The 18,148-nt window shown below is 69.9% G+C and carries 21 protein-coding genes; 12 read left to right on the forward strand and 9 right to left on the reverse strand.

Annotated elements, in window-relative coordinates:
* Positions 1-11: 11 nt before the first annotated feature.
* Genes ACGFWE_RS00965 through ACGFWE_RS00975 form a run of 3 tightly spaced genes read left to right on the forward strand, consistent with a single transcriptional unit; the run spans position 12 to position 3,983 of the window.
* Positions 12-2,465: a GNAT family N-acetyltransferase gene (locus tag ACGFWE_RS00965; RefSeq protein WP_393596930.1), complete on the forward strand. Its 2,454-nt coding sequence runs from the start codon at positions 12-14 to the stop codon at positions 2,463-2,465.
* A complete protein-coding gene (locus ACGFWE_RS00970; RefSeq protein ID WP_393596932.1) occupies positions 2,462-3,436 on the forward strand; it encodes an LLM class flavin-dependent oxidoreductase in 975 nt (324 codons plus the stop codon). Before ACGFWE_RS00965 ends, ACGFWE_RS00970 begins: the two co-directional genes overlap by 4 nt.
* A gap of 31 nt (positions 3,437-3,467) precedes the next feature.
* Positions 3,468-3,983 (forward strand): PaaI family thioesterase, encoded by a 516-nt coding sequence (locus tag ACGFWE_RS00975; RefSeq protein ID WP_393596934.1) that lies wholly within the window; start codon positions 3,468-3,470, stop codon positions 3,981-3,983.
* Positions 3,984-4,401: 418 nt separating this feature from the next.
* On the opposite strand, the gene ACGFWE_RS00980 is transcribed toward ACGFWE_RS00975, so the two are convergent.
* Positions 4,402-5,553, reverse strand: coding sequence for an acyl-CoA dehydrogenase family protein (locus ACGFWE_RS00980; protein WP_352385452.1), 1,152 nt, complete (start codon positions 5,551-5,553; stop codon positions 4,402-4,404).
* A gap of 174 nt (positions 5,554-5,727) precedes the next feature.
* Here ACGFWE_RS00980 and ACGFWE_RS00985 point away from each other — a divergent pair, with 174 nt between their 5' ends.
* Positions 5,728-6,303, forward strand: coding sequence for an amidohydrolase family protein (locus tag ACGFWE_RS00985; RefSeq protein ID WP_393596936.1), 576 nt, complete (start codon positions 5,728-5,730; stop codon positions 6,301-6,303).
* A gap of 75 nt (positions 6,304-6,378) precedes the next feature.
* On the opposite strand, the gene ACGFWE_RS00990 is transcribed toward ACGFWE_RS00985, so the two are convergent.
* Both ACGFWE_RS00990 and ACGFWE_RS00995 read right to left on the reverse strand, forming a co-directional pair.
* Entirely contained in the window at positions 6,379-7,224 is an 846-nt protein-coding gene (locus ACGFWE_RS00990; protein WP_352385448.1) for an RNA polymerase sigma factor SigF, read from the reverse strand.
* A gap of 137 nt (positions 7,225-7,361) precedes the next feature.
* Positions 7,362-7,808: an ATP-binding protein gene (locus tag ACGFWE_RS00995; RefSeq protein ID WP_393596938.1), complete on the reverse strand. Its 447-nt coding sequence runs from the start codon at positions 7,806-7,808 to the stop codon at positions 7,362-7,364.
* A gap of 218 nt (positions 7,809-8,026) precedes the next feature.
* On the opposite strand from ACGFWE_RS00995, the gene ACGFWE_RS01000 reads away from it, so the two are divergent.
* On the forward strand, positions 8,027-8,395 hold the full coding sequence (locus ACGFWE_RS01000) for an STAS domain-containing protein (protein WP_393598882.1): 369 nt from the start codon (positions 8,027-8,029) through the stop codon (positions 8,393-8,395).
* Between the two features lie 116 nt (positions 8,396-8,511).
* Positions 8,512-8,682, forward strand: a complete 171-nt coding sequence (locus ACGFWE_RS01005) for a DUF5670 family protein (RefSeq protein ID WP_030933194.1) — start codon at positions 8,512-8,514, stop codon at positions 8,680-8,682.
* A 115-nt stretch (positions 8,683-8,797) separates the two neighbouring features.
* On the opposite strand, the gene ACGFWE_RS01010 is transcribed toward ACGFWE_RS01005, so the two are convergent.
* From ACGFWE_RS01010 to ACGFWE_RS01025, 4 genes are all read right to left on the reverse strand, one after another.
* Positions 8,798-9,466 (reverse strand): NAD(P)H-binding protein, encoded by a 669-nt coding sequence (locus ACGFWE_RS01010; protein ID WP_352385444.1) that lies wholly within the window; start codon positions 9,464-9,466, stop codon positions 8,798-8,800.
* Positions 9,463-10,296, reverse strand: a complete 834-nt coding sequence (locus ACGFWE_RS01015) for an NAD(P)H-binding protein (protein ID WP_393596940.1) — start codon at positions 10,294-10,296, stop codon at positions 9,463-9,465. The genes ACGFWE_RS01010 and ACGFWE_RS01015 overlap by 4 nt, the downstream gene beginning before the upstream one ends.
* Before the next feature lie 75 nt (positions 10,297-10,371).
* A complete protein-coding gene (locus ACGFWE_RS01020) occupies positions 10,372-11,292 on the reverse strand; it encodes an RNA polymerase sigma-70 factor (RefSeq protein ID WP_393596942.1) in 921 nt (306 codons plus the stop codon).
* Positions 11,293-11,373: 81 nt separating this feature from the next.
* Positions 11,374-11,847 carry a carboxymuconolactone decarboxylase family protein gene (locus tag ACGFWE_RS01025; RefSeq protein ID WP_352385438.1) on the reverse strand — a complete coding sequence of 158 codons (474 nt, stop codon included), beginning with the start codon at positions 11,845-11,847 and terminating at the stop codon, positions 11,374-11,376.
* A gap of 178 nt (positions 11,848-12,025) precedes the next feature.
* On the opposite strand from ACGFWE_RS01025, the gene ACGFWE_RS01030 reads away from it, so the two are divergent.
* A complete protein-coding gene (locus ACGFWE_RS01030) occupies positions 12,026-12,517 on the forward strand; it encodes a DoxX family protein (RefSeq protein ID WP_393598884.1) in 492 nt (163 codons plus the stop codon).
* 61 nt (positions 12,518-12,578) lie between these two features.
* Here the strand turns inward: ACGFWE_RS01030 and ACGFWE_RS01035 are convergent, their stop codons facing one another.
* Positions 12,579-13,049, reverse strand: a complete 471-nt coding sequence (locus tag ACGFWE_RS01035) for an Lrp/AsnC family transcriptional regulator (RefSeq protein WP_352385435.1) — start codon at positions 13,047-13,049, stop codon at positions 12,579-12,581.
* Between the two features lie 95 nt (positions 13,050-13,144).
* Here ACGFWE_RS01035 and ACGFWE_RS01040 point away from each other — a divergent pair, with 95 nt between their 5' ends.
* From ACGFWE_RS01040 to ACGFWE_RS01050, 3 genes are all read left to right on the forward strand, one after another.
* A complete protein-coding gene (locus ACGFWE_RS01040) occupies positions 13,145-14,020 on the forward strand; it encodes a TIGR03619 family F420-dependent LLM class oxidoreductase (protein WP_393596944.1) in 876 nt (291 codons plus the stop codon).
* Entirely contained in the window at positions 14,017-14,445 is a 429-nt protein-coding gene (locus ACGFWE_RS01045) for a nucleoside deaminase (protein WP_393596946.1), read from the forward strand. Before ACGFWE_RS01040 ends, ACGFWE_RS01045 begins: the two co-directional genes overlap by 4 nt.
* 335 nt (positions 14,446-14,780) lie before the next feature.
* Entirely contained in the window at positions 14,781-15,551 is a 771-nt protein-coding gene (locus ACGFWE_RS01050; RefSeq protein WP_352385429.1) for a type 1 glutamine amidotransferase domain-containing protein, read from the forward strand.
* A 53-nt stretch (positions 15,552-15,604) separates the two neighbouring features.
* On the opposite strand, the gene ACGFWE_RS01055 is transcribed toward ACGFWE_RS01050, so the two are convergent.
* Positions 15,605-16,507: a LysR family transcriptional regulator gene (locus ACGFWE_RS01055; protein ID WP_393596948.1), complete on the reverse strand. Its 903-nt coding sequence runs from the start codon at positions 16,505-16,507 to the stop codon at positions 15,605-15,607.
* Between the two features lie 173 nt (positions 16,508-16,680).
* On the opposite strand from ACGFWE_RS01055, the gene ACGFWE_RS01060 reads away from it, so the two are divergent.
* Positions 16,681-17,415 carry an SDR family oxidoreductase gene (locus ACGFWE_RS01060; protein WP_352385425.1) on the forward strand — a complete coding sequence of 245 codons (735 nt, stop codon included), beginning with the start codon at positions 16,681-16,683 and terminating at the stop codon, positions 17,413-17,415.
* 48 nt (positions 17,416-17,463) lie between these two features.
* Positions 17,464-18,087 carry an NAD(P)-binding domain-containing protein gene (locus tag ACGFWE_RS01065; RefSeq protein ID WP_352385423.1) on the forward strand — a complete coding sequence of 208 codons (624 nt, stop codon included), beginning with the start codon at positions 17,464-17,466 and terminating at the stop codon, positions 18,085-18,087.
* Positions 18,088-18,148 lie beyond the last annotated feature (61 nt).

Here is an 18,148-nt window from a genome sequence, read left to right on the forward strand (position 1 = left end):
GAACCACTCCGGTGACCACTCCCTCGGGCTCCCCGTACCCCTCGTATCCAGAAGACCTGGAACGGCCCGGGCTCGTCAGGACCGGGCGGTCGACCTTCGTGCGGCCCATCCGGCCGGAGGACGCCGACCGCCTGGTCGCCTTCGTCGGCACCCTGTCCCGGGCCACCCTGGCCTACCGCTCCCTCGGACCGGTGGTCCGCGCCCGCGACGATGTCATCCGGCGCGGCGCCCACGTGGACTACCTCAACGAGCTCGCGCTCGTCGCCCTGGCCGGCGACGAGATCGCCGGCCTGGTGCGCTACGTCCGCGACCCTGAGGAACCGGAGCACGCCGAGGTCACGTTCACCATCCGGGACGACCACCAGAGCGAGGGGTTCGGCAGGCTGCTCCTGGAGCACATCGCCGCAGCCGCGCGTGCCCGGGGCATCCGGGTGCTGGAGGCCGACGTCCTCGCCGACAACGCCCGGATGATCAACGTGTTCCTCGGCTCCGGCTACCGGATCGAAGCCGGTCCGCCCGGCCAGATCATCCACTTCGAGATCGCCGTCGACCCGCAGGCCCAGGCCGTGGCGCGGGCCGAGCGCCGCGAGCAGACGGCCGTACGGCGCTCGCTCAAGCCCCTGCTCGAACCGCGCTCGGTCGCCGTGATCGGCGCCAACCGCGACCCGCTGACGATCGGTCACGAGATCGTCGCCAACCTGCTGCGGGGCGGCTTCGCCGGCAGCGTTTTCCCCGTCAACCCGCGTGCCCACCGGATCGCCGGGGCGCGGGCGTACGCAAGCGTCCGGGAACTGCCCGAACCGCCGGACCTGGCGCTGGTGGCCGTGCGGGCCGAGGCCGTACCCGGTGTCGTACGGGAGTGCGCGGAGGCCGGCGTCAAAGCGGTGGTCGTCGTCTCGACGGGCTTCGGGGAGACCGGGGCCGAAGGGCGGGCCGGCGAGCTGGAGCTGGCGCGTTTCGCGCGCGCCTCCGGCATGCGGCTGGTGGGCCCGAACTGTATGGGCGTGGTCAACACGACCCCCGCGGCGCGACTGGCCGCGACCTTCTCGCCCGCTCTGCCGACGCCCGGCCGGGTGGCGATGTCCAGCCAGTCCGGGCCGCTCGGGCTCGCGGTGCTCGACTTCGCCCGTCGGCTGCGGCTCGGCTTCTCCGGCTTCGTGTCGGTGGGTCACGCCGTCGACGTCTCCACCGACGAACTGCTCCAGTGGTGGGAGGAGGACCCGGGGACCTCGGTGATCCTGCTGCACGTGGAGACCTTCGGCGATCCGCGCCGGTTCGCCCGCGTCGCCCGCCGGATCGCGCCCCGCAAACCGATCGTCGCGGTCCATCCGGGCCACGCGGACTCGGCGGTGAGCTCGCTGTTCGCCCAGTCCGGGGTGATCCGCACCCGCAGCCTCCAGGAACTGTTCGACGTCGCCCTCCTCCTCGCCCATCAGCCTCCGCCGCCCGGCAACCGGGTCGCCGTGATCACCAACGCGGGCGGCCCGGCGGCGCTGACGGTCGGCGCGTGCGCGGCGAGCGGTCTGTGCGTGCCCGCGCTCGGTGAGCGCACCCGGCAGACTCTGCGTACGGCCCTGGCGCCGCGCGCCGACCTCGCCAACCCGATCGACCTGACCCCGATGGCCACCGCCGCGCACTACCGGCAGGCCCTGGACGCCGCCCTGGCGGACGACGGCATCGACGCGGCCGTCGTCCTGTTCATGCCGCCGCTGGCGGACAAGCCCGACGAGGTGGCGTCGGCGATCCTCGACGCGGCCGCGGCCCGCCCCGACAAACCCGTGCTGGCCAGCTTCCTGGGCGGTGCCGGCGTCGCCGATCTCCTCCACCGGGGTGACCTGGTGGTCCCGACGTACACGTTCCCCGAGGCCGCGGCCACCTCGCTCGGCCACGCGGCGGCCTACCAGACCTGGCGCAGCACCCGCGCCGGCGTCGTCCCCGACCTCGCGGGAGTCGACGCCGAGCGGGCCCGGGTTCTGATCGCCTCGTGCGCCCCCGGGCCGGTACCCGCAGCGGTCGCCACCGAGCTGCTCGTCGCGTACGGAATCGCCGTACGCGACGGTGAACCGGGCACCGGATCGAGCCCTGGGCCGGCCCCTGGACCCGACGCGTTTCTCACCGTCCGCGCCGACCCGGTCTTCGGCCCGGTGGTCGCCTTCGGCCTCACCGGGGACTACGCCGACCTCATGGCCGACGTCGCCCACCGCGTCACCCCGCTCAGCGACCGCGACGCCCGCGAGATGGTCCGCTCGCTGCGGGCGACTCCCCTGCTGGAGAGACAGGGTGTGGACTTCGGTGCCCTTGAGGAGACCGTGCTGAGGCTCTCGGCGATGGTCGAGGACCTTCCCGAGATCGAGGCGCTGGAACTGCGCCCGGTACGGCTCCTGCCGCCCGGTGACGGAGTGACCGTCGCGCACGCGACGATCCGGCTGGCGGACAACACAGCAACAGCAGGAGGTTCCTTGTGAAGGTGGGCATCTATTTCGACCTGCGCAACCCGCCGCCGTGGCAGCAGAGTTGGTCACGCGTGTACGGGTTCGCCCTGGAGATGTGCGAAGAGGCGGACCGGCTCGGCCTCGACTCGGTCTGGTTCTCGGAACACCACGGCTTCGAGGACGGCTATCTCCCCCAGCCGCTCACGATGGCCGCCGCGGCCGCCGCCCGCACCCGACGGGTCCGACTGGGCACCGCGGTCATCGCCGCACCGCTGCACGCGGCCCCCGAGATCGCCGAACAGGCCGCGCTCGTGGACATCATCAGCGACGGCCGCCTGGACCTCGGGCTCGGCACCGGCTACCGGGTGCCCGAGTACCGGCTGTACGGCGCCGACCTCACCAAGCGCTACACCACGACCGATCAGCGGGTACGGGAGATTCGCGGCCTGTGGGCCGAATCCCTGGTCACCCCAGGGCCGGTCCAGGATCCGCTGCCGATCTGGCTCGGCTACCAGGGCCCGCAGGGCGCGCGCAGGGCCGGCCGGCTCGGCACGGGCCTGCTGTCGCTCAACCCGGCGCTGCTGACCCCGTACCGGGAAGGGCTCGCCGAGAGCGGGTACGACGTGGCGGCGGGCCGTATGCAGGGCTCCTTCACGACGTTCGTCACCGAAAACCCCGACGGCGACTGGCCCGTGGTCCGCAAGCACCTGGCGTACCAGTGGGACAGCTACCGCCGGTACATGGTGGAGGGCACGGATCAGCCTCTTCCCCGCCCCATCGACCCCGAGAAGTGGCGGGGGACGGGGCTGAGCGCGACGGGCGTCGGCCAGTTCCTCTACGGCACCCCGCAGGATGTCGCCGACGCCATCAGGGCGTACGTGGCAGGGTTGCCGGTGGAGGGCGTGTTCCTGTGGGCCTCGCTGGCCGGGATGCCCGAGGAGATGGTGGCCCGGCAGGTCCAGCTGATCGCCGGGAAGCTGCGTCCGCTGCTTGCCGAGGTCTGACACTCCGTTGCCCGACAAGAGGAGCCACACCATGTCCACTGCATCACCGACGGGTCCCTGGGCCGGGGCGGACTTCCAGGAGCCGCCCCGCACCCCGGGCGGGGTGGCCCTGTGCGGGGCGTGCCGTGCCGCCGGTTCCTGCCGGCTGGGGGTGGAGCACGAGCGGCTCGAGGAGGACGGGTCGGCACGGTTCGAGCTGTCCTGCCCGCGGGACCAGGAGGGCGGGCCCGATGTGGCGCACGGCGGCTGGACCGCGGCCGTACTGGACGACTGCCTCGGCCATCTTCCGCTGCTGCACCGGGTGTTGAGCGTGACGGCGGAACTGACCGTGAGCTTCGTGAAGCCGGTTCCGGTACAGCGGCCGCTGGAGGTCCGGGCCTGGGTGGAGAAGCGGGAGGGCAGGCGCTGGTACATCGCGGGCGAGATGGTGCTGCTGCCGACACGGGCCGTCCTGGCCCGGGTCTCCGGAATCTGGGTGACCCGGGACCAGGGCCACTTCGCCCGACACCAGGAGTGGCTGGCCGGCCAGGACGGCGCGGCTCGGTAGGAACAGCGGGCAGGCTGGGGTCGCGGCTCGGTAGGCACGGTCGGCGGGCCGGGGCCGCAGGCTCGGTAGGAACAGCGGGCGGGCCGGGGCCGCGGGCTCAATAGGCACATGCGGCAGCCGGGGCAGCGAGTTGCAAAGAAACAGCCAGCGGGCCGAGACGACGGGCCCAAACAGAACAGCCGGCGGGCCGGGGCGGCGGGCTCAAAAGGCACGGCCGACAGGTTGAGGCGGCGGAGCCCACAAGGAACAGCCAGCGGGCTGAGGCGGCGAGGCGCAGAAGCAACCGCTGCCAAGCCGACGCGGCGGAGCCCAAAAGCAACCACCGACAGGCCAACGCTGCGGAGTCCAAAGGCATCCGCCGACAGACCGAGGCGGCGGAGCCCAGAAGGGAACCGCCGGCAGGCCGGGACCGCGAGGCTCAGTAGGACCTGAGCCCCATGCTGCGGGCTATGCCGTTGCGCTGGATCTGACTCGTGCCCCCGGAGATCGTGGCCACGATCGACTCCCGGTACCGGAAGCTCATCACGCTCTCCGTCGAGAACCCGTGCCCCGCGCAGACCTGCATCCCGAGACGCGCGGCCGCCACGTACGTCTCCGAGCCCTTCAGCTTCGCCATCGACCCTTCCCGTGTGCACGGCTTGCCCTGGGCGAGCAGCCAGGCCGCCCGGTAGGCGAGCAGGCGGGCGGAGTCGATCTCGGTCTGCAGGTCGGCCATGGCGTGCGCGAGGGCCTGGAAGTTGCCGATCGGCCGGCCGAAGGCGTGCCGGTTGCGGGCATAGTCGAGCATCTCGTCGAGCGTGGCCTGCGCGGCGCCCAGATAGCCCCCGCTGATGATGACCTTCTCCAGCTCGATGTTGGAGAGCATCACCTTCCAGCCCTCGTCGCGCGGGCCGACGAGGTTCTCCTTCGGCACCAGGGCGTCGTTGAAGAAGACCTCGTTGGTGCCCAGGATGTGCCGGGCCAGTGTCGGCGTCCGGCGCACCTCGACGCCCTCGGTCGCGGGATCGACGAGCAGCAGGCTGATGCCGCCGTGCTTGGGCTCGCGGGGCCCGGTCCGCACGTACGTGGCGATCGTCGTGTCGGGCAGCCCACCACCCGTGCACCACGCCTTCTGACCCCGGACGAGGAAATCGTCCCCGTGGTCCTCGGCGGTGGTGCGCAGCGCCGCGGCGTCGGACCCGCTGTCCGGCTCGCTGAGGCCGACGGCGAGCCGGTGGCGGCCCGTCATCACCTGCTCGCGGATGAAGTCGCGCTGCGCCTCGCTGCCCCACCGGAACACCGTGATCCCGGGGATGAGCACCCCGATGTAGCACATGGCGACATCGAAGCTGGCCCGCCCGAGCTCCTCGGCGATCAGGATGAGCTCCAGCGGTCCGCCACCGTCGCCGCCCTCGTCCTCGGCGAACGGGAGCGAGAACCACCCGAGGTCTGCCATCCCCCGGAACAGCTCGGGCGGTACGACGCTCTCCTCGTCCCACTGCTTGGCCTTCTCGGCCGGGCACACGTCGGCGACGAACTGCCGAGCCGTCGCACGCAACAGGTCCTGCTCGTCGGTCAGCCCGAAGTCCACGGATACTCCTCGCCAGCACTAGGCTATTCATCTATCTAATTGTTCTATGTTAGCGGATAAGAGTCGGCGGTAGTACTGCTCCCCCACGCCTACCTGCGCACCGGGGCCACGGCGTCCGCCGTCCGTGTACGACGCGGGCCCCCGGTGGCTCAACGAGGCACGGCGCCCGTCGGCATGGCACACGCGACCGGGACGACAGTCGGAAACGGCGCCGGCACCGGCCCGTTGGCGCTCACCCACGTCACCGTGATCGACGGGTCAGGAGCAGCCCCGGCCCCCGACATGACGGTCGTCGCCGAGGGCGGCCGCATCACCGCACTCACCCCGAGCGCACGGGCCCGGCTCCGCCCGGGCACCCGCACGGTCGACCTGACCGGCAAGTTCCTGATCCCGGGACTGATCGAGGCGCACACTCACAGCGACGACCCTCAGACGGTGGTCCCGGTGGCCGGCCTCACCCCGGCCGAGGCCCTGCGTGCGGCCACACGGGACGCGGCCCGCACCCTCGCTCTGCCCGGCGTCGGCACCGTGGCCCGTGGACAGGCCGCCGATCTGCTCGTCCTCGACGCCGACCCATTGCGGGACATCCGCAACACCCGCCGCATCCACGGCGTGGTCGTCGACGGCAGGTGGATCACGCCGGAGGAACGCCGTCGGCTGCCCACGGCGGTGGAAAAGGCCGCCGCACAGACCCCGCCGCCCGAGGAGGGGGCGACCATGACGGGCTGCGGCTGCGGCGGACACCCCTGACCGCCAGGCCGGGGAGCGGATGCGCCCGGGCGCCGCGCGCCGCTCACCCGTCCTCCCTCTCGCGGGCGAGAGGTATCAGCGGGTCGTGAGCATCCCTTCACGCAGTCGGGCAAGCGTGCGAGACAGGAGCCGGGAGACGTGCATCTGGGAGACGCCCAGGCGTTCGCCGATCTGCCCCTGGGTGAGTTCCTCGACGAAGCGCATGTGGATGAGCTGCCGCTCACGCTCGTCGAGTTGCGCGATCAGCGGGGCGAGGGCGTGGAAGTCCTCCACCAGCTCCAGGTCCGTGTCCTGGGCGCCGATGAAGTCCTGAAGGGCTGCTTCGCCCTCCTCGCTACCGCTGATCGTGGCGTCCAGGGAGGCGGAGTTGTAGCCGTTGGCGGCCAGGCGGGCCTCGCGGACCTCGTCCTCGGGCAGGCTCATCAGCTCCGACAGTTCCCGGACCGTGGGGGTGCGGCCCAGCCGGCTGCGCAGTTCCTCGGTGGCGCGGGCCAGCTGGACGCGGGCTTCCTGCAGGCGGCGCGGAACGTGCACGGCCCAGGTGGTGTCGCGGAAGAACCGCTTGATCTCGCCGACGATGTAGGGGATGGCGAACGAGGTGAACTCCACCTCCCGGGACAGCTCGAAGCGGTCGATCGCCTTGATCAGCCCGATCATGCCGACCTGGACGATGTCCTCCATCTCCTCCGGCCCGCGGCTGCGGAACCGACCGGCCGCGAAGCGGACCAGGGACATGTTCATCTCGATCAGCGTGTTCCGGGCGTACTGATACTCAGCGGTGCCCTCCTCCAGCGCGGCCAGCTGCTGGAAGAACAACTTCGAGAGCTCTCGGGCGTCCTTGGGTGCCACCCGGGACGGATCAGCGACCTCCGGCAGCTCGTCCGTCCGCGTCTGCGCTGCCACCATGCTCCTGGTCGCCATACTGTTCCCCTCCCAGGTCGATCCCGCCGCCACGGCCGGCCGAGCGGCCGACGACGCACCGCTTACCCGCACATCCTGCACCCACTCCTTGATTTTCCGCCTGAACCGAATTCAAGAATTCCCGCCACCGCCGGCTCCTACTGAGGACGGCGTCCCGTGATGGCGCCGCCCAGGTCGTCGGGGAGTGCGATGCGGGCCGTGATCCGTTTGCCGACCGGCTCCCGCTGCACTTCGAAGCCCTGGGCGACGGCCATGACGATCTCCAGGCCGTGCTGCCCGACTCTGCCCGCGTCAGCGGCCCGGGCCACCGGCAGGACCGGATCGCTGTCCCACACGACCACTTCCACCACGGCGCCGACGATCCGCAACTCCATCAGCACCGGCCCGGGAGCGTACTTGCGGGCGTTGGTGACCAGCTCGCTGACCACCAGCTGCGTCAGATCCATCACGCGCGCGGAAACCGGCAGGCCGTGCTCGGCCTGGACGCGGACAAGGAAATCCACCGCCCGGTGACGCGCCTCGGCGATGCAGGATCCGTCACCGTCCAGCGCAACGGTGTCCTGTATCGCAGACGCACCGGGCATCACGCCGCCCTCACCGTCGGGGACTGATTTCGCCGGGTCCACCATTGTTCCTCCCCCCGTTCACACGCCTGCGCCTACCCCGCACCACGCCTCACATGTCCCGTGAGGACTGAGCAATGGGCCGCACACGAGTTCGCCGTAGCATCGTGCACAGTACCGGCGCCGATCGTGTCGGTGCTTTGAGCCCCCCATCAGTGAGCGCAGTCGGCGAGGACACGGTGACAGACACCCATAGAGCAGCCCGGTGGCCCGGCCCGCTGTCGATCGGCCACACCGCCGTCGACGGCATCCCTGTGGTCACCGTGCGCGGCGAGATCGACCACACCGTCAAGGACATGCTCAGCCAGGCCCTGCTGCCCGACGACGGCCCGACGCCGCCGCGGACCGTCGTGGACCTCAGCGGCGTGACGTTCATGGACTCCAGCGGCATCAACGTCCTCGTCGCCGCCCACAAGAGCATGAGCGACGCGCAGGGATGGCTGCGGCTCGCCGCCCCCCAGGCATCGGTGCTGCGGCTGATTGAGCTCGTCGGCCTGGACCAGGTCATTTCCTGTCATCCCAGCGTCGAGCAGGCACTGGCCGCCTGAACCACACCCCGTGGAGAAACTGGGTCCAGTGCCCGCAAGAGCAGTGAAGAAACCAAGGAAATCGACCGTATGTTCTTGGATTCGCCGGGCACGAGGAGCGACGGAGGTTGATAACTATGGTTCCCCTGCTTCTCGTTCTTCTTCTGGCACTGATCCTCTTCGGCGCGGGCTTCGCGCTGAAGGCACTGTGGTGGATCGCCGTCATCGTCCTGGTCGTCTGGCTGCTGGGCTTCGTGATGCGCTCCGCGGACACAGGCGGCCGCAAGGGTCGTTGGTACCGCTGGTAACCCCCACCTGTCAGTGACATGCCTGTGGGCTCCGGATGGAATCCGGAGCCCACAGGCATGTCCGGACAGCTGACGGCCACCCTGAGCAGCTGGTCGTGTGCGTGGTTGGTATTCGTCAGTTCGCGATTCCGACGACCTGCTCGATGCTGTCCGGCTGGTTCACCATGGCCAGCATGTGGTGGGCGACGTCGGCGCGTGGTACGGAGAACCCGCCCCGGATGTTGCGGTTCCACGCGGTCCGGTACGTGCCGGTCAGAGGCTTGTCGGTGAGCTTGGGTGGGCGCGACACCGTCCACTCCAGTCCGCTGTCGCGCAGGGTCTGCTCGGTGACGGCGAGGTCGGCGTAGTGCCGGCCGAACATCGCCCGGGTCAACGGGACCCCCAGGTGGCGCATGAAGAAGCCGTCGCCGGGATCGTGCCTGGGTGGCGTCGGCCGGCCGGGCACCGGCACCGGTCCGACGGGGGCGGCGCTGACGATGATGATCCGCCGCACGTGCTCGGCCTGCATCGCCTCGACGATCGCGCGAGTGCCACGCGAAGTGATACCCGCGTCCGCGCGCGGGTTTCGCGGGCCGAGCGCGGACAGTACGGCGTCGGCGCCGCGTACCGCTGCGGCGAGCGCCCGCGTGTCGGGTCGGGTGAGGTCGACGGCGACCGTCCGGACGCCGCCCGGCAGCTCACGTGGGCGGCGGGCCACGGCGGTGACGTCATGCCCGCCGGCTACCGCCTGCTCGACCAGGTGCCGTCCGATCCCGCCGGTGGCGGCGACGATCGTGAGTTTCATCGGGCTCCTCCCGCGGTGAAGGCGGCGCGGTGGTCCTGCGCCCAGGTGGCGTACGTCCGTGCCGGGCGGCCCAGCAGCCGCCGCACGGTGTCGGTGGTGGGCCCGGCCTCGCGGGCGTAGTCGGCCAGCGAGCCGAGCAGCCGGTCGGGTACCTCGTCGGGCAGGCCGGCGGCGAGCATGCCGCGGCGGATCTCGTCCGGTGCGGCCTCGACGAAGGACAGTGTCCGGTCGAGCGCCGTGTCGAGCGCGGCGACCTTCTCCGGCTGACTCAGCGACTGCTCTCCGGTGAGCAGGTACGTCTGACCGCGGTGCCGCTGGTCGGTCAGGGCGAGGGCGGCCACCGCGGCGATGTCACGCTCGTCGACGGTCGAGGTCCTCGCGTGCGGGTATGCCCCCCGCACGGTCCCGGTCGCCCGGATCTGGCCGGCCCAGGCCAGGGTGTTGGCGGCGAAATCGGCGCAGCGCAGGATCGTCCAGTCCAGGCCGCTCCCCCTGGCGATGTCCTCGACCGCGTGGAACTGCTGCCGGAAGCGTGCGTGCCCGGCCGGGTACTGCACGGTCACGGCGGAGAGTACGACCACTCTTGCCGCGCCCGTCTCGCGGACGCGGGCCAACAGGCCGACAGCGGTGGGGCCGGCGGCACGCGGGCTGAGCAGAACGGCCTCCACGCCGTCGAGGGTGGGGACCGTCGCGGGGTGGACGAGCTGTGTCCCCGCGGGGAATTCGGCGTGCGGGTCGCGGGTGACAGCGGCGACCTTCACTCCCCTGTCAACCAGGAGGCGGACGGTTTCCCGGCCGACGACACCGGTGGCCCCGGTAATCAGGATCATGACTGAACCCCCAGTGGGTGTGTCGATAGTCGATCTTGCGCGGTGGATGAGCGCGGTTCGTATCACGGGAAGACGTCACGGGGTTTTACGGGTCTGCTTCACTTCGCGGTCGACGGCCCAGGCGTCGGCGACCGGGCCGAGGTGGCTGAGCTTGTCGGGGTTGATGACCGCGCGGATCGTCTGGATCTGCCCGTCGAGTGTGTCGAGGGCGAGGATGTGGAGGATCTTGCCGTCGCGGTCGCGGAAGAGCGCGCCCGGCTGGCCGTTGACCTCGTGCGGTTCGAACGTGATGTCGATCCGAGCCATGAGCGGGTAGACGGTGGCGAGCAGCCTGGCGACGTTCTCGGCGCCGGTGACGGCCCTGGCCAGCTGCGGTGCCTTGCCACCGCCGTCCCCCATGAGCTGGACGTCGGCGGACAGCAGATTCTGCAGCCCGTCCACGTCGCCCTGCGTCAGTGCCTCGAAGAACCGCCTCGCGAGCTCCTGCCGCTCCCGGCGGTCCGCTTCGAACCGGGGCCGTCCGTCGTGCATGTGGCGGCGTGCCCGTACGAGCAGCTGTCGGCACGCGGTCTCCGAGCGCCCCACGGCGGTGGCGATCTCGTCGAAGCCGAAGGCGAAGACCTCGCGGAGCACGAACACCGACCGCTCCAGCGGACTGAGCCGCTCCAGGAGCAGCAGCGCCGCCATCGACACCGAGTCGGCCAACTCGGCCGCGCGGGCGGGGTCCTCGTACGGATCGTCCAGCAGCGGCTCGGGCAACCACGGTCCGACGTACTTCTCCCGCCGTACCCGGGCGGAGCGCAGCACGTCGATCGCGATCCGGGTCACCGTGGCTGACAAGAACGCCTTGGCCGACACGGGCCGGGTGCTTGAGGCGTCGTAGCGGAGCCAGGTCTCCTGTACAGCGTCCTCCGCCTCGCCCACGCTGCCCAGGATCCGGTACGCGATCGAGAACAGCAGCGGCCGCAGCTCCTCGAACTCCTCGACCTTGCCCACTCCGACTCCCCCTTTGTCTTTCGAAGATCATCCGATGTGTGGTCCCGGCAAACCCGGCCCGGGCCAGGGTGCGGTGGCGGTTCAGTGGAACTGACCGACCTGGTAATCGCCGGCCGGCTGCTGGGTGATGATGTTCAGCCGGTTCACCGTGTTCATGAACGAGACCAGCAGCACGAGGGCCGTGAGCTGCTCCTCGTCATAGTGCTGGGTGGCACGCGCCCACACCTCGTCGCTGACCCCGGTGGCCGCGTCCGCGACCCGGGTCCCCTGCTCCGCCAACGCGAGCGCGGCGCGTTCGGCCTCGGTGAAGACCGTGGCTTCCCGCCAAGCCGCGATCAGGTTCAGCCGCACCGGGCTCTCGCCGGCCGCGGCGGCTTCCTTGGTGTGCATGTCGATGCAGGCCGCGCAGCCGTTGATCTGGCTCACGCGCAGCGCCACCAATTCCTGCGTCGTAGCCGGCAGCGGCGACCCCTTCAGCTCCCGGCCGACCGACATGAAGTACTTGAGCGCCTTGCCGGCGATCGGGCTGGCGAAGTAGTTCAATCGCGCGTCCATCGTGCGCTCCTCCACGTTCGTCGATGCCTTCACCCTCAAGACGAGGCGGCCGCGACGCCTGTGACATGACGCGGTGTGACCCACGTCTCTCCGCTGAGCGCTCCCTCGTTTCGGGTGCGGAAGTCCTCGCCTGGCGGGCAGCTCCAAGATGTTCGTGCCGCAGGAGAAGCCGGCCGCGATGGGCTCCTCTGCGCAGTGGGTCCTGGAGTTGAGCCCGGGGACTCTCAAGGCCATCGGCGCCGTGGAGCTGCTGGCTGCGGTCGGCCTGTTTCTGCCCGCGGTGTTCGACATCGCGCCGGTGCTGGTGCCGCTGGCCGCCATGACTGGTTCTGCTGTTCGCCTGCGCGGTCACCATGCGTCTGCGCCGTGGCGAGAAGGCCACGACCGCCGGCGACCTGATCTACCTCGCCCTTGTCGCCTTCATCGCATGGGGCCGTTTCGGCCCCGACTCCAGGTCGTACCGATACACCTACCAGCCAACGGAGTTGGCTACGACGTCACTCCAGTGCCGGTCTCTCTCGGCGTCCGGCGGTGGTGTGCTTGCACACGAACTCCTTCACCTTCGCGCCTTTTCGGCCGCCGAGGTGGAGCGGGCGCTCCGCCGCCGACGGCCCCACCCTCGGCGCCCTGGCCCGGACTACCGCCGACCTCGGGCCCTGTCCCCATGTGACAGCGGATGTGTCGCCAGGCCGGGCCCCGGCGATGGAGTGGCGTCCGCACAACGTCAGCGCCTACCTGACCGTGTTCACCCGAGGCACCCCCGGCCCGCGCAACGGAAGCGTCCGGCTGAGGACGAGGTTGGTGGTGGTGCTCCCGAACTCGGCCAGCTCGTCGACGATCTCCTCCAGGTGGGCCATCGACGTGGCCACCACCTTCATGACGTAGCAGTCGTCTCCGGTGGTGCGAAGGCACTCCAGGATCTCCGAGCGCTCCTCCAGCAGCCGGCGCAGCGGCTGGTGCCGGGTTCCCGGCCCCGGGTACTTGAGCCGGACCACCGCCATCACCGGGTAACCGGTCCGCTCCGGGTTCACCTCCGCCCGGTACCCGGTGATCACCCCGGCCTCCTCGAGCCGACGCACCCGCTCCTTGGTCGCCGACGCGCTCAGGTTCACCCGCCGCGCCAGCTCGGTGAACGGGATCCGCCCGTCCCGCTGGACTTCCGCCAGGATCGCCCAGTCCGTCACGTCGAGACTCTCGGTCATACGCCCATTCTACCGGCGGATCCACGGCCGAACTGCCCCTGAACAGGCGGGAATCCCTTCTGGCGACCCGTACACCCTGCCTAGGGTTGGGCCCTATGAAGATCGGAGTGAACGTCCCCAATTTCGGCCCGGGCACCGACCCCGGAGTGTTGCGAAGCTGGGCCCAGACCGTGGAGGGCCTGGGCTTCGACCTACTGATGATCTCGGACCACATAGCCATTACGCCGGATGTCGCCGAGCGCTACCCGGCCCCCTTTTACGAGCCCTTCACCACCTTGTCCTGGCTGGCCGGCCTCACCACCCGTATCCAGCTCGGCACGACGGTCCTCATCGCTCCCTACCGGCACCCGCTGCTCACCGCCCGAATGGCGGCCAATCTGGATGAGCTGAGCGGCGGCCGGCTGATCCTCGGGGTGGGAGTGGGCTGGGCACGGCAGGAGTTCACCGCCCTCGGCATCCCGTTCTCACAGCGCGGACAGCTGACCGACAGCCACTTGCGGGACATCCGGGCCGCCTGGAAGGACACCGCCTCATACGGAGACCGCCGGATCCCGGTGTGGGTCGGCGGCAACAGCGACGCGGGGCTGCGCCGGGCCGTACGACTCGCAGACGCATGGCATCCGCTGCACCCCACCATGCCGTGGCTGCGCGAAGCCGCAGGCAGGCTGCGGACGTACGCGGACGAGCAACACGTGCCCGTGCCCGCCCTGGCTCCCCGCATCGCCCTGCGACTCACCAAGGAACCTGTCGACGGAGCGGGCCGGTTCGCCGGTGAGGGCACCATCGACCAGATCATGGACGACCTCGACCAACTGCGGCTGCTGGGCGCCGAGTCCGTCGTCCTCGACACCTACCAGGGCGACCCCCACGCGACATGTCACCCGCAGGCGGCATGGCAAGCCCTCGCCACCGTGGCCGCGCGCCTTCTCCCGCCCAACACCCCACCCCGCACCACGAGGGAGCAGTCATGACCACACCCGACGACCACATCCTCCTCCGACAGGCCATCTCTCTCGCGGCCAAGGCACGCACGAGCGGCAACCCGCCCTTCGGATCTCTGTTGGCAGGACCGGACGGGACGATCCTGGCCGAGGAGCACAACACCACCCGCACCGACAACGACGTCACCGCACACCCGGAACTCAAATTGGCGAGGTGGGCCGCAAGAGAACTCGACGCGCAGACGGCGGCAGGCACCACCATGTACACCAGCTGCCAGCCGTGCGGGATGTGCGAGGCCGTCATCCAATGGGCAGGACTGCGGCGAGTGGTGTTCGCCCTGTCCAACGAACAGCTCCTGGACATCAGGCCGGGCAGCAGCCGACCGCCCGTGCCGCAGGACGGCCCCGCGCTGCTCGACGAGGTACGGGCCGCGGTCGAGCCCTACTACCGCTGACCGCCGGGCCCAGGGCAGAGCCCGCCACCAGCGGAACGCACCTGGGTACGCTCGCCTTGCAGGGCATGGAACTTTCCGGGCCGCCCTCACGACCTCAAGACGCCGTGGCTCACGGACCCGAACGGTTACCGGATCGAGTTCCCCCGAAGTGGGGGTCGGCAGGTTCGTCCTGGCGGATGACGCGGTCGGGCGTCCTGGACGACTCCCGACGACATCGTTGATCCCTAGCTTCAGGGCATGTCGATCATGCGGGGGCACCTTCACCGCCGCTCCGACACGGCGACGGACCCGGCCTGCCGAAGTCGCCGGGTCAGGAACGAAAGGCAAGGCCCGACATGGCAACCGAAGACACCGCGGCGACGCCCGAGCACCGCGTGCAGGTGGACCTCGTTTCCTCCACGCCCAGGGAAGTCCTGATCGTCGTCTCCAACCCGGCTACTTCCACGCTCGGCTGGCCGGTGGGCTTCTGGGGTGCCGAACTGACGCACCCGTACTACGAGTTGACCGAGCGAGGCGTCAAGGTGACGATCGCGAGCCCGGCAGGTGGCAAGGTCGAGATGGACCCGATCAGCGATCCCCGCGACCCGTCGAAGTGGTCGGCAGACGATCTGATCACCCTGGGGTTCGTCCACACACCCGAGCTGATGGCGCTGCTGGAGGCCACGCCGGCCCTCGCCGACCTGGACCCGGACGACTACGACGCGATCATGGTCGCCGGCGGTCTGGGACCGATGTTCAGCTTCCGCGGCCACCCGCAGCTCGAGGAGACGATCCGGAGCTTCTACGAGTCGGAGAAGCCCACAGCGGTCTACTGCCATGGCACAGCCGCACTGGTCGACCTCAGACTCTCCGACGGCTCCTACCTCGTCGAGGGAAAGACCGTCACCGGCTTCGCCAACGTCGAGGAGGCCTTCAACGACGCGGCCGTCGGGCAGCAGGTGACACCGTGGCGGGTCGAGGACGAGCTCAGGGGACGCGGAGCCAACTACATCCAGGGGGGTCTTTTCAAGGCCTTCGCCGTGCGCGACGGCAGGCTGATCACCGGTCAGCAGCAGTATTCGGCACGCAAGGTCGCACAGCTCGTGATCGAGGCACTCGGAGTCTGACGGGCGGGGCGCTCGCCCGGGGAGCGCCCCCGTGTCGGACCAGCCCGACCGTGCTACGAAATGGCATCGCTTCCCAGCTGCCACATTTCATAGTTCCCGCATTCCGCCGTGATCTCGGCCGTCGCCTGGGCCGCGGCGAAGAAGTCATCGATCACCGACGAGGTGCGCGAGGCCGCCGCCGCGAGGCATACCTGGTCGGGCGCCAGATCCGGGATGGGCACATACGCGACCTCCGGATGTGAGTAGAACACGGACGCCGAACGGGCCAGGAACGAGATGCCCCGGCCGGCCGCGACATGCTCGAGCGTCTCGTCCACCCCGCGCACCAGGTACCCGGCGTTGGGGTGCGCGCGCCTGGTGGGCTGTGTGTTCGGGTCGGCATGCCAGAGCAGCGGTTCGCCGGCCAGATCGGCCTCGGTGACCTCCTCCTTGCCGGCCAACCGGTGGCCGGCGGGCAGCACCGCCACCCGCGGTTCTGTGGACAGCGGGGTCACGCGCAGGCCGGTCTCGTCGATGGGCAACCGCACATAGGCGACCTCGATGCGGCCGTCGAGCAACATCGCGGCCTGGTCGTCCGATTCGATCCGCTGCACGTCCACGATCACGTCCGGGTGCCGGGCCTCGAACGCCCGCGCCGCCGGGATGACCGGGATGCCGGCCCGGAAACCGACCATCAGCCGTCGGCTGCCACGGGCCGCCACGGACACCCGGCGGCGGACCGCGTGCGCGGAGGCGAGCAACGGGCCGGCGTCGGCCAGCAGCTGCCGGCCCGCGTCGGTCAGCGCCACGCCGTGGCGATCCCTGGTGAACAGCGGGGCGCCGAGATCCTGCTCGAGCGCCCGGATCTGCCTGCTGAGCACCGGCTGCGCGATATGCAGCTCATCGGCGGCCCGGCCGAAGTGCAACTGGTCTGCCACGGCGGCGAAGTAACGCAACTTGCGCAGGTCCAGATCCATGGGGTCCGTCTCCCAGTCGGTGATGTCTTCAGGGTATCACCACGGTTAAAAGAGGTCTTGGACACCCGCTCGGACAAATGGCAGCCTGAATAGGTAGCTATTGAAGCCGGAACGAATTCGACACAAGAATTCGACATCGGACTTCGTATACCCATCAATTCAACGGAGTGATCGTGGGAAAGCTCGATGGCAAGGTAGCGGTAATCACCGGCGGGTCCACCGGCTTGGCACTGGCCGGCGCCAAACTGTTCGTCGAGGAAGGAGCGCACGTCTTCATCCAGGCCCGGCGGCAGGAAGCACTGGACGAGGCCGTCAAGCTGATCGGCCGCAACGTCACCGCCGTCCAGGGCGACGCGGCCGAACTGGACGACCTAGACCGCTTGTACGACACCGTCAAGCGGGAAAAGGGCTCGATCGACGTGGTGTGGGCCAGCGCCGGGATGGGCGAGCCCGCCGTCCTCGGCGAGATCACCGAAGACCAGTTCCACCGCGCCTTCTCGCTCAACGCGCGCGGCACCCTGTTCACCGTGCAGAAGGCACTGCCGCTGATGAACGACAACGGTTCGATCCTCATGACCGGTTCCAACGCCTCTCTCGGCGCCTTCCCCGGCTGGAGCCTCTATGCGGGAAGCAAAGCCGTCCAGCAGGCCTGGGCCCGCGTCTGGCTCAACGAACTGCGCGACCGAAAGATCCGGGTCAACGTCCTGACTCCCGGCCAGGTCGCCACCGCAAAGCAGGAAGAACTGTTCGACGAGGCCACCAAGGCCGAATTCGAGTCCCTCATTCCCCGCGGAAAGATGGGGCGCCCCGAAGAAATCGCCAGCATCGCCCTTTTCCTCGCCTCGGACGACTCCAGCTACGTCAACGGTCTGGAACTGGTCGCCGACGGCGGCACCACCGCCATCTGAACCACACACCAGGCAAGCCGACTCAAGAAGAGAAAGTGAGCACACCTCATGAGCAGCATCACCCTTATCGGTACGGGAAACATGGCCCGCGCCATCGGCACGCTCGCTGTGGCGGGCGGCAATACCGTCGAGGTCATGGGACGCGATCAGTCCAAGGCCGATGACCTGGCCAAGGCTCTGGGCGGCGGCGTGACGACGGGCACGTGGGGCGCCGTCCCGGCCGGAGACATCGTCATCACGGCCTTGTTGTACGACGGTGTCGTTCCGGTCGTCGCCGAGTACGGAGACGCCCTCGCGGGCAAGGTCATCGTCGACATCAGCAACCCCTTCAACGCCACGTTCGACGGACTGGCCCACGGCGAGGAGACCTCGGTCGCGCAGGAAGCCGCCAAGGTGGCCCCGTCCGGCGCCAGCGTGGTCAAGGCGTTCAACACCATCTTCCGCAATGTCCTTGAGGACGGCCGGCCCAACGTCTTCATGGCCGGCGACAACGCGCAGGCCAAGGCGGACGTGGCCGCATTCGTCGAGAGCCTCGGGCTGCGCCCGCTGGACGTCGGCGGCCTGAAGATGGCGCACTGGCTGGAAGGAATGGGCCTGGTCACGGTGAGCCTCGCCGGCAACGGGGTCGGCCACTGGGACTTCGCCCTCGGCGTCGACGAATTCAAGGGCTGAGCCCCGGCGCGGCGGCGGTGGTGAGCGCGTACCGGGACGCGCCGTGCGGCACGGTCGCCAT

The sequence above is a fragment of the Streptomyces sp. NPDC048523 genome (genome assembly GCF_043199815.1).
Taxonomy (GTDB): Bacteria; Actinomycetota; Actinomycetes; order Streptomycetales; family Streptomycetaceae; genus Streptomyces.

What these genes read in the sequence shown, in the direction of transcription:
- ACGFWE_RS00975 (WP_393596934.1), top strand. Translation starts at nt 3,468, where the DNA reads ATGTCCACTGCATCACCGACGGGTCCCTGGGCCGGGGCGGACTTCCAG.
- ACGFWE_RS00985 (WP_393596936.1), top strand. Translation starts at nt 5,728, where the DNA reads ATGGCACACGCGACCGGGACGACAGTCGGAAACGGCGCCGGCACCGGC.
- ACGFWE_RS00990 (WP_352385448.1), bottom strand. Translation starts at nt 7,224, where the DNA reads ATGGCGACCAGGAGCATGGTGGCAGCGCAGACGCGGACGGACGAGCTG.
- ACGFWE_RS00995 (WP_393596938.1), bottom strand. Translation starts at nt 7,808, where the DNA reads ATGCCCGGTGCGTCTGCGATACAGGACACCGTTGCGCTGGACGGTGAC.
- ACGFWE_RS01005 (WP_030933194.1), top strand. Translation starts at nt 8,512, where the DNA reads ATGGTTCCCCTGCTTCTCGTTCTTCTTCTGGCACTGATCCTCTTCGGC.
- ACGFWE_RS01010 (WP_352385444.1), bottom strand. Translation starts at nt 9,466, where the DNA reads ATGAAACTCACGATCGTCGCCGCCACCGGCGGGATCGGACGGCACCTG.
- ACGFWE_RS01015 (WP_393596940.1), bottom strand. Translation starts at nt 10,296, where the DNA reads ATGATCCTGATTACCGGGGCCACCGGTGTCGTCGGCCGGGAAACCGTC.
- ACGFWE_RS01025 (WP_352385438.1), bottom strand. Translation starts at nt 11,847, where the DNA reads ATGGACGCGCGATTGAACTACTTCGCCAGCCCGATCGCCGGCAAGGCG.
- ACGFWE_RS01030 (WP_393598884.1), top strand. Translation starts at nt 12,026, where the DNA reads ATGGGCTCCTCTGCGCAGTGGGTCCTGGAGTTGAGCCCGGGGACTCTC.
- ACGFWE_RS01035 (WP_352385435.1), bottom strand. Translation starts at nt 13,049, where the DNA reads ATGACCGAGAGTCTCGACGTGACGGACTGGGCGATCCTGGCGGAAGTC.
- ACGFWE_RS01040 (WP_393596944.1), top strand. Translation starts at nt 13,145, where the DNA reads ATGAAGATCGGAGTGAACGTCCCCAATTTCGGCCCGGGCACCGACCCC.
- ACGFWE_RS01045 (WP_393596946.1), top strand. Translation starts at nt 14,017, where the DNA reads ATGACCACACCCGACGACCACATCCTCCTCCGACAGGCCATCTCTCTC.
- ACGFWE_RS01050 (WP_352385429.1), top strand. Translation starts at nt 14,781, where the DNA reads ATGGCAACCGAAGACACCGCGGCGACGCCCGAGCACCGCGTGCAGGTG.
- ACGFWE_RS01055 (WP_393596948.1), bottom strand. Translation starts at nt 16,507, where the DNA reads ATGGATCTGGACCTGCGCAAGTTGCGTTACTTCGCCGCCGTGGCAGAC.
- ACGFWE_RS01065 (WP_352385423.1), top strand. Translation starts at nt 17,464, where the DNA reads ATGAGCAGCATCACCCTTATCGGTACGGGAAACATGGCCCGCGCCATC.